10 protein-coding genes are annotated in these 9,189 nt (G+C 71.1%); 6 read left to right on the forward strand and 4 right to left on the reverse strand.

The window, feature by feature from the left end; translation table 11 throughout:
* Nucleotides 1-111: 111 nt before the first annotated feature.
* Nucleotides 112-4,149: a ricin-type beta-trefoil lectin domain protein gene (locus ACFV6I_RS15585; RefSeq protein ID WP_380425649.1), complete on the forward strand. Its 4,038-nt coding sequence runs from the start codon at nucleotides 112-114 to the stop codon at nucleotides 4,147-4,149.
* A gap of 366 nt (nucleotides 4,150-4,515) precedes the next feature.
* Here ACFV6I_RS15585 and ACFV6I_RS15590 read toward each other — a convergent pair whose 3' ends face one another.
* From ACFV6I_RS15590 to ACFV6I_RS15605, 4 genes are all read right to left on the reverse strand, one after another.
* Nucleotides 4,516-4,743 (reverse strand): DUF6328 family protein, encoded by a 228-nt coding sequence (locus tag ACFV6I_RS15590; RefSeq protein ID WP_380425651.1) that lies wholly within the window; start codon nucleotides 4,741-4,743, stop codon nucleotides 4,516-4,518.
* A 136-nt stretch (nucleotides 4,744-4,879) separates the two neighbouring features.
* Entirely contained in the window at nucleotides 4,880-5,260 is a 381-nt protein-coding gene (locus ACFV6I_RS15595) for a hypothetical protein (RefSeq protein WP_380373991.1), read from the reverse strand.
* Nucleotides 5,250-5,528, reverse strand: a complete 279-nt coding sequence (locus ACFV6I_RS15600; protein WP_380338430.1) for a hypothetical protein — start codon at nucleotides 5,526-5,528, stop codon at nucleotides 5,250-5,252. Before ACFV6I_RS15600 ends, ACFV6I_RS15595 begins: the two co-directional genes overlap by 11 nt.
* A gap of 87 nt (nucleotides 5,529-5,615) precedes the next feature.
* The gene (locus tag ACFV6I_RS15605; protein WP_159398714.1) at nucleotides 5,616-5,831 is read right to left on the reverse strand and encodes a hypothetical protein; all 216 of its coding nucleotides are present in this window, start codon (nucleotides 5,829-5,831) and stop codon (nucleotides 5,616-5,618) included.
* Nucleotides 5,832-6,139: 308 nt separating this feature from the next.
* On the opposite strand from ACFV6I_RS15605, the gene ACFV6I_RS15610 reads away from it, so the two are divergent.
* The 5 genes from ACFV6I_RS15610 (at nucleotide 6,140) to ACFV6I_RS15630 (ending at nucleotide 9,051) form a co-directional block, all read left to right on the forward strand.
* Nucleotides 6,140-6,433: a hypothetical protein gene (locus ACFV6I_RS15610; RefSeq protein ID WP_063352472.1), complete on the forward strand. Its 294-nt coding sequence runs from the start codon at nucleotides 6,140-6,142 to the stop codon at nucleotides 6,431-6,433.
* A gap of 300 nt (nucleotides 6,434-6,733) precedes the next feature.
* Nucleotides 6,734-7,069: a hypothetical protein gene (locus tag ACFV6I_RS15615; RefSeq protein ID WP_380338436.1), complete on the forward strand. Its 336-nt coding sequence runs from the start codon at nucleotides 6,734-6,736 to the stop codon at nucleotides 7,067-7,069.
* 249 nt (nucleotides 7,070-7,318) lie between these two features.
* Nucleotides 7,319-7,975, forward strand: a complete 657-nt coding sequence (locus ACFV6I_RS15620; RefSeq protein WP_380425654.1) for a DedA family protein — start codon at nucleotides 7,319-7,321, stop codon at nucleotides 7,973-7,975.
* A gap of 281 nt (nucleotides 7,976-8,256) precedes the next feature.
* Nucleotides 8,257-8,658 (forward strand): SsgA family sporulation/cell division regulator, encoded by a 402-nt coding sequence (locus ACFV6I_RS15625; protein WP_363377003.1) that lies wholly within the window; start codon nucleotides 8,257-8,259, stop codon nucleotides 8,656-8,658.
* 237 nt (nucleotides 8,659-8,895) lie between these two features.
* The gene (locus ACFV6I_RS15630) at nucleotides 8,896-9,051 is read left to right on the forward strand and encodes a DUF6131 family protein (RefSeq protein WP_167745913.1); all 156 of its coding nucleotides are present in this window, start codon (nucleotides 8,896-8,898) and stop codon (nucleotides 9,049-9,051) included.
* The last annotated feature ends 138 nt before the right edge of the window (nucleotides 9,052-9,189 follow it).

The following is a 9,189-nucleotide window of genomic DNA, read 5'->3' on the forward strand; positions in this document are numbered from 1 at the left end:
ATTGCTTAGAAATCGCTCCACAATTGGACAAAGGCGCCCCGCACACCGGCGAGTGTGATGCATCCCACAGTCTGCGCGCGGGGTCAGCCGTGTCGTGAAAGTGATGACGCCATGGGGGAACTCCTTCCCACTCCGCCGCCGCAGCGGCATTACCTGATAAGGCATCTGGCAACCGCGTGCGCCGTCGGGCTCGTCCTGGCCGCACCCGGCGCCGCAGTCGCCGACGACCGCACCTTCGCCGTCCCGCCCGGGTCGGCCGCCCAGGCGCCCAAGCTTCCCGAACCCGCCCCGGGCCCCGTACAAACCGCCCGCCTTCAGGCCAAGAAGACGGGCAAGCCGGTCACCGTCGACGAGCTGACCACCGAGACGTCGCTCACGGTGGCCGGACCCGATGGCAAGCTCACCGCCACCACCCACCTTCAGGCAGCCCGGGTAAAGAAGAACGGCACCTGGACCGCAGTCGACGCCACGTTGGCCCGCAACCCGGACGGGGGCTACTCGCCCACTGCCACGCCGTCAGGGGTTACTCTCTCCGGCGGCGGCACCGGACCGCTGGCCACGCTCACCGACAAAGACGGTCACAGCTTCGCATTGGCCTTCCCCGCAAAGCTGCCCGCGCCCACCGTGACCGGCAGCGCCGCCACTTACGCGGAGGTTCTGCCCGGTGTCGATCTGCGGGTGGACGTCACCACGCAGGGCGCGGTCCGCGAAGTCCTGGCAGTCAAGGACGCGAGCGCCGCCGCCAACCCCGCACTGAAATCACTCAAGCTTGGCACCGGAACCACGAACCTCACCGTGTCCGCAGACGCGCACGGCAACCTCACTGCCGCTGCCGCCGATGGAAAGCCCGTCTTCCGCGCACCTTCCCCGCTGATGTGGGACTCCGCGTCAGACACCCCGGCGCCGCCGACTACCCCAACCATCAAAGCCGCCGCAGCGCCTCTCACCTCCTCCACCTCCGGTCCGATCTCCGGAGGTGCCCAAGCAGGCGCGGGCGACAGCGAGTCCTCGACGGATGGACCAGGTCGCGGCGCGCACATCAAGCCGATCGCGGTCGAGGCCACGACCAGCGCCCTCACGCTGACCCCGGACGCAGACCTGCTCGGTGGCAAGGACACCGTCTGGCCGCTCTACATCGACCCGACCTTCCAGCCGGCCCCGACCATGGGCACCAACCACTTCGCCCAGGTGATGCAGGGCTGTCCGACCAGTCCCCAATACGACATCGCGCAGGACAACGGCCAGGGCGTCGGATTCCAACATTACCGAACCAACTGCTATGGCATGGAACGCTCGTACTACGAGTTCAACACCAGCGCCGTGGCACCACAGATGTACATCGACGACGCGAAGATGTACTTCACCGAAACCTACGGCGCCAGCTGGGACTGCGGCCACACCGCCCCCGTCGCCCTGAAGTGGATGAGGGAGGCGATCGACGGCGGCACCGATTGGAACCACCAGCCGACCGTCTACCAGGACATCAGCGGTCAGTGGCCCAAGTCCGCCTACGGAAAATGCGGCTGGCAGACGGTCACCTTCAATGTCACGGACGCGCTGCGCTCAGTCGCCCAGGCAGGCAGCAAGGCCTGGACGGTAGGCCTGTTCGGCGACGAGAACAACTCGACCAACAACGACAACTTCATGCGGTTCGCCCCGAACCCGTACCTCATCGCCACCTACGATCTCCCGCCGAATACCCCCGACTCCATGTACACCAGCCCCCAGCCGATCAACCCGAACGGCTACGCCTGCGGCGGTGGCCAGCCAGGCTGGATCGGGCGGACCGTGCCGCTGGGCAACGGCGCCTCCGACATCACCCTGCACGCCTACGGCTCCACGCCGATGCCGGGCACCAACATCGTCATCGGTTTCCACGTCTGGGACAACATGGCGGCGGACGCCAACGGCAGTCCCGCCACCGTCACCTGGCCCGCCAGCCAGAGCATCAACGGCCGGGGCTGGGGCGACGCCAACATCGGCTTCCCGGTCTCCGACGGACACCAGTACGGCTGGAACGCGTGGGCCACCGACGGACTGCTCGGTAGCGCGGGCACCGCCTACTGCTACTTCAACGTCGACCTGACCCCGCCCACCCTCGCCTACATCGCGCCCTCCACCGTCTTCCCCCCGATCGGCAGCGGCATCAAGCCCACCGGCCACGCCGGCGACCAGGGCGCCACCATCCGTGTCACCAGCACCGACCCGGTCCCGGGCGGCTGCACCCGCGGCAGCTGCCTGTCCAGCGGCGTGCGCGAGTTCCAGTACAACCTGGACGACAACATCCCACCGACCGGCTACAAGGCCCAGCCCGTCGCAGGAGTGGACGCCAACGGCTCCGCCTACGCGGACATCCCCATCAACCTCAACCCCGACCAGTGGGGCACCCACCGCCTGTACGTGCGCGCCACGGACAACGCCGGAAACACCCAACCCCAGGCCGCGACCTACGACTTCTACGCGCCCTGGAACCCGGCCACCAAAGTCGTCGCCGGCGACGTCAACTTCGACGGCACCCCCGACTACCTCGTCCCCGCCGCCGACGGCTCGCTGACCCTGCTTCCAGGCAACAGCGACTTCACCGCCCAATCCGGCACCGCCTCCACCAAGACGCAGAGCCCCGAACAGGACAGCTGGAACAACTACCTGATCGCCCACCGCGGCTCGGTCAGCGCCAACAGCGTCGACGATCTGCTCGCCTACAACAAGAGCTCCAAGCAGCTCTACATCTACTTCAACGACTCCACCCGCGTGCCCGCCGGAACACCAGGCCACTTCAGCGACCGCGCCGGGATCGCCCAGATCGGCAACAGGACCGACTGCGCCAGAGGCGTCGACGGAACCTGGAACAACCTCACGCAACTGACTGCACTCAGCGCGACCCCCACCAGCGCGAGCCGACCCAACCTGATCACCATCGAGGCGGGCCACCTTCGCTACTACCCTGGCACCACCGTCGGCGGCTGCCTCCTCGCCCAAGGGATCGAACTCGGGGCCGACAACGAGAACTGGAGCAGCTTCACCCTCTTGTCCCCCGGGATCATCGGCAACACCCCGGCGCTGTGGGTACGCGACAGCGTCACCGGCGCGATCAACACCTTCCCCCTGCCCCTCACCGACGGCGCCCCGGCCGCGAAGTCCCTGCACGTCCCCGCTCACCAGGCCCTGGTCTCCGCGGTCAAGAACCCCGCTGGCGCCAACATGTGCGCCGACGTAGACCGTGGCCTCCCCGACAACGGGACCACCGCCCAACTGTGGGACTGCAACACGACAGGGGCCCAGGCCTTCACCCGCGGCATCGACAGCACACTCCACGTCCTCGGCAAGTGCCTGGACATCAAGGACGCTGCCACCGGTAATGGCAGCGGCATCCAGCTCTGGGACTGCAACAACACCGGCGCCCAGAAGTGGGCCGACGGCCCTTACTCCGGCACCCTGCAGAACCCGCAGTCCGGCCGCTGCCTCGCCGTCCCCGAGGGCAAGAACGACCCCGGCAACCACCTCATCCTCTGGGACTGCCTCGACGACGTCAGCCAGAAGTGGACCAGCCCCACCGCCCAAGCAGTGCTGCCACTCGGCGCGAGCTCCGCTGCGTACCCGACCGTCGACTCTCCCGGCGACATCAACGGCGACGGCAACCCCGATCTGATCACCACTGACACCAACGGCATCTTCACCCAGTACCTCGGCACGGCACCCGACGCAGGGCTGCCCCGCTTCGGCACCCCGCGCACCCTCCCCTCCGCCACACCTGCCAGCTACAACATCAGCTCCGCCCAGAACCCGAACCGGTGCTTCGACAACTGGGGCGCTGGCAACGGAACCTCCTTGCTCATCTACAACTGCTGGAACGGCACCAACCAGAAGCTCACCTTCGCCGCCGACGGCACACTGCGCACCGGCGGACGCTGCGTCGCCACGAAGGACAACGCAACCGCCAACGGCACCGCCGTCGTCATCCTCGACTGCACCGGAGCCACCGGCCAGGTCTGGACCCTGCGCGCCGACGGCACCATCTACAGCCCCACCGCCAACCGCTGCATCGAACTCCCCGGCTGGAACGATGCCAACAGCACAGCCCTCGACATCTGGGACTGCGTCGGCAACCATGCCAACCAGCGCTGGACCATCTACCCCAACACCGCCTGACCACCACCCCTGACCAGCCAACCCGGGGCCTGCGGCACACCCAGTGCCACAGGCCCCGCCCGTATCAGCTGCCCCGGCAGCGACCATCAGCCACACCTTGCAGTACGACTCGAATTCTCGAAGAGCCTGGAACAGAAGCAACTCCGCGTTTCGCTACGGCACGTCTACCCGCAGTGCCCGACTCCCGTGCGTACGTCTGCGAGAAAACGTCGCCGCTGCGTACGACCACGGCGTGCAGAACGTCCGCACCCCGATCGGCGAGGTGCGGACGCCCGCCCTCGGGGATCCCGCTGGCGGGCCCTGCCGGTCCTGGCGCCACCCCGGCCACGACGCCACGACGGGATCCGGACGCGAGCAGGACCGGCGCTAAGGAGCCGTCCGGCGGGCGGCCGTGCGCCGCAGCACGATCTGGGGCAGAACAAGCCAGGTGGTGGTGAACCAGAGCAGGACGGCTGCGCTGAGGGCCCACGCGGCGACCGGGTTGCCGGTGGCGGTGCGCAGCAGGAGCAGCAGGGCGGCGGCGATGGTGAGGGCCAGGGTGACGAGGCCGGTGGCGATGAAGTGGCCGGCGACGTGGATGAGTTCGGGTTTCATGCTGTGACGGTCTCGCTCCAGAGCCGGTCGCCCGTTCCTGAGGCGTCTCGTCCCTCACCGCGGTGTCGTCTCCCTGTGCGCGGGTGCGCGATGCAGACAGGTCGGCGGGCCGATGCCGACACTTCGGGCGGCCGGGTCAGGGGCGGTCTTCGTGGTGGCCGCAGAGCCAGGCCAGCGCTTGGTAGGCGCCCAGGGCGTACGCGGCGTTCGCGCCTTCGTCCGCGCCGTCGCCCCCACCCGAGGCCGAGGCCAAGGCCGAGGTGTCGCGCAGACGGACGGCGGCGGCCTGGCACTCGGCCAGGAGCTGCGCCCGGCACGGCCCGGTGGCGCCGAGCGCGGCGGCAGCGGTGAGGGGCGCCGCGACCTGGGCGCCGGCAGCCCACCGGTAGGCCCCCAGGATCCCGTGGTCGAAACCGGTCCACGGCTGCGGGCGGCCGTTGGCCGCCTCGATCGCGTCGAACACCTCGTCCAGCAGGCGCACCCCTACCGCCGGGATCGTCGTCTCGTCACTGGTCATGCCCGCAACCTACGTCGCCCGGACGCGGCCCGCCCCCGGGCACCCGGTCCGCCCCGGGGCCGGCCGGACGGACGCTGGGCAATCGGGTGAACCCCACGACGGCCGCCGCGGTGGCGCCGACAGGTCCGGATCCGGCTCGGAGCGCGGTGCGCAGCGCCGGGAGCAGGGTGGCCTCGGCCCAGGTGAGGAAGGCCGGCCGGCTGTCGCCGCCGACCGGGATGAGGGCGACCTCGCCGAAACTCGGCGCGCAGCGCTGTTCGGTCATCATCGTGTGTCCGTTCTGCGCCTGAACGCGGCAGGCGCCCGCACCACCGCTGTTCGTGACGGCCCGTGCTCAAGGGTGGCGGCGAATTTCTCAGTCGCCCGCCGCGGGCAAGGCGATGCGGCGCACCTGACCGGCTTCCAGCTCGACGACGACGGCCAGCACCGGGCGCAGCCAGCGCACCATCGACGGCACGCCCGGATGCGGCTTTCGAAGCCGCCCGGCGACGGGCGACCCGAGCTCGGCCCGCTCCTGCCCGGACAACTCGCGAGTCACCAACCGCCGACCGTCGACGAGCACCACCAGCAACCGCCCAGGTTCGCCGGGCTCGTCCGGTTCGCTGACGGCCCCGACCACCCAGCCCCTCACCGCAGCCCGCCCGGACACCGTTCCAGCGCGGGCGGCACGATCATCGACGGACTCCTTCCGTACACGAGGTGTGATCACCCGAGCATGGCAGCAGGCCCCGACGGGCGCGATCCATGCCGTCGTCGGGCAGAACCGGAACCAGGTGCGGGAACGGGGACGGAGACGGGCACGGAAACCGGGCAAGGGTGCTCGCCTCGAAAGGCCCACCTCCGGATGTGGGTCCGCCGGCGATGGCCGAGGCTCGGTGCATGGCATCGATCATCGTGCTCTTCGAGCTGGAGCCCGACGGGGCCATCGGTGCGGAAAGTGCGGAAGGCACGGACGGTGCGGAAGGCGCCGAGCCCGCCGTGATCGCGGTGCACGCCGCCGGGGCCGATCCCGACGTGCCCGAGGACCCGCAGCCGTACACGCTGTGCGGGCTGGAGACCGGCCCGATGGAACACACGCACTACCGGCCGGTCCGGCCCGGCGAGCCCTGGTACCCGCCCACCCTCGCCGACCAGCGGTGCCAGGAGTGCGAGCGCGCCCTGCGCACGCAGTGACCGCCGCGCTGGGGAGAGGCGGGCGACCCCGCCCGGAGCCTGCAACTGCACGTCAGCACGCCCCGGCACGTACGGCGTCACGGCCCGCGCGGGTTTCACCCCGTCGCGGTACCTGGGGTGATCGCCCGCCGGCGCCATGTCTCCACCGATCACGGGCGTCGTGCTGGGGCGGGGCACGCCTTCAGGTTCTCTGCCGTCGCGCACGCGGCCGGTCGGAGCCCGTCCGCCGGGGGTGGCCCGGGCTGGTCCGGATGCCACCGAGCGGGTGCGGCGGACCGGCCCAGCAGCGACGTTGAGAAGATGGACATCGTCGTCGTACTTGAGCTAGACATGCCGACCAACGTGCGGCTCCTCGGCCCCGACCACACCCCGGCGGACCCGGAGAGCCCGGTGCGCCGCGTACACGTCGCCCCCGCGGAAGCCTCGGGCACCTGCGGCCTCCGCACCCTGTGCGGCCTGGACACCGACGGAATGACCCTCGCCCCGCACCGCTACGCCCACCAACCTCCACCGCACTGGCTCACCTGCAGCACGTGCCAGGCCGCCAGGCAGGACCCCGCCCCCGACGCCACCGAAGCGGCTGCCCAGGAGCAGCGCGAGGACGACGCCCACCCGGCGGAAACCGCCGCACACTGAGCACCGCACCCACCGCACCCACCGCGTCGAGCGCGCGGGCGGCGGCCGACGGCCGGTCGCCTCCTCAGCGCGAGCCGACGCTTCGGACCGAACGCGCAGTGGGCCCGGTCCGGGCGGCCCGGCAGCCCGGTAGTCCGGCAGTCCGGCAGTCCGGCAGTCCGGCAGGCTGCTCATCGGCCGCTCCCCCGGCCCTCGGCGCACGCGTTACATTGAGGCGCAAGGGGCGGCAGATCCCGAACGGGGTGGCTGATGCACTCGATCACCGACTGGCTGGACGGCCTGTCCGGCCCGGTCGTGTACGCGGTCGTCGCCGCCCTCGTCTTCGCCGAGGACGCCCTCTTCTTCAGCTTCCTCATCCCTGGCGAGAGCGCCGCCGTCCTCGGCGGTTTCCTCGCCCACCAGGGCAGGGTGTCCATCGGCTGGCTGGTCCTCGCCGTGGTCGGCGCGGCCGTCCTGGGGGACTCCGTCGCGTACGAGATCGGCCGCCGCATCGGCCCGGCGGTCCTCGACACGCGCATGCTGCGACGCCATGAGGAGCAGGTCGACAAGGCCCGTGACCTGATCCGCCGGCGGGGGCCGGCCGCCGTCTTCTTCGGCCGTTTCGTCGCCTTCTTCCGCCCCGTGGTGCCGACGCTGGCCGGCGTCTCCCGCATGCCGTACCGCCGTTTCCTCCTCTTCAACGCCCTCGGCGGCCTCGCCTGGGGCGTGGGGTTCACCCTCCTCGGCTACTTCGCGGGGGCCGCCTACACCAAGGTCGAGGGCACGGTCGGCGGCGTCGTCGCCGCCCTGCTCGCCGCGGCGGTCGTCATCGCCCTCATCGTCTGGCGCGTACGCCGCCGCAGGTCCGCGGCCCGTACGCAGTCCCGCCGTACGCAGTCCCGCGAGGGCCAGGACGAGAAGCACTGACGGCCGGACCGCCCTGCCGACCGCACCGCGCGCGCCGGGGCCCGCGAACGACCAAGGCGGCGCGCCCGGCGACGGGCCGGGGCCGGGAACCGCGCCGGAACGGGTCACACCGGTCCTGGCCGCGCCGGAACGGTCCGTGCACGAGCGAACACGCCGCGCACGCAGGGTTTCCGCATCAGGGCCATGAATCGGCCCGGGGCGGGTAGCCGAGCGCTGCCGCCGCCGGCGCTCGGTGCCGCTGCGGACAACCCGGCGCCACAGCCAGAAACGGAGTCCGTCGCATGACCGTCGTCACCTCCTGGTCCACCGCCGTCACGCTGCCCGAAGGCCCGTTCCCCGACGTGACCGTCGAGGCGCAACTGCGCTTCGACACCTCGCTGCCGTACGCGGTGTGCCTGGTCTTCCCGCCCCTCGGGGGCGGCGGGGAGGCGCAGTGGGTCTTCTCGCGTGACCTGCTGGACGAGGGCCGCCACGCCCCCGCCGGCCACGGGGACGTGACGGTCGCGCCCGGGCGGGCGGGCCGGGTCCTGGTCACCCTGTGCGCCGAGAACGGCCGGGCCGTGATCAGCATCCCCGCGGACGCCGTGACGGCCTTCCTCCTCGACTCCTTCGCCCTGGTGCCGGCCGGCACCGAATCCGACCACCTCGACATCGACGCCGTCCTCGACCGGATCCGGTCCTGACCCGCCACAGCCGACGGCGACGACCGCTCGGCGAAGGGCCGGGCATGCCCGAGCGGGGAACCGACCCATTCCGCTGCGGGCGGGATGGTTTGCCCGGCCCGCAGAGCGGTACACGCGGATCATGGGCGCGGCCGGAGAAACGACGGCTCCACCACCCCCGGACGGTCCGGCATCACCATCGAACGGCCGGACCGGCCCCTCCTGACAACCGTCCCAGTCACCACACGGGAGGACCTCGTGATCGTCCTCGGCGTCATCCTGCTCATCATCGGTTTCGTCACCGGGATCTCGATCCTGTGGACCATCGGCATCATCCTGGCCGTCATCGGCCTCGTCCTGTGGATCGCGGGCTCCGTCGGGCACGCCGTCGGCGGGCGTCGTCACTACTACTGATCCACTCGTCCTACTTTCTGCACCACCCGCCTCAACCCCTGATCCGCCCGTTCACCGGCTCGGGGGGGGGGGGGGGGGCGCGCGCGGGGGGGGGGGGGCGGGGGCCGCGCGCGCGGGGCGCCCCCGCGCCCCCCCCCC

This window comes from Kitasatospora sp. NPDC059803, from assembly GCF_042732255.1.
GTDB lineage: Bacteria > Actinomycetota > Actinomycetes > Streptomycetales > Streptomycetaceae > Kitasatospora.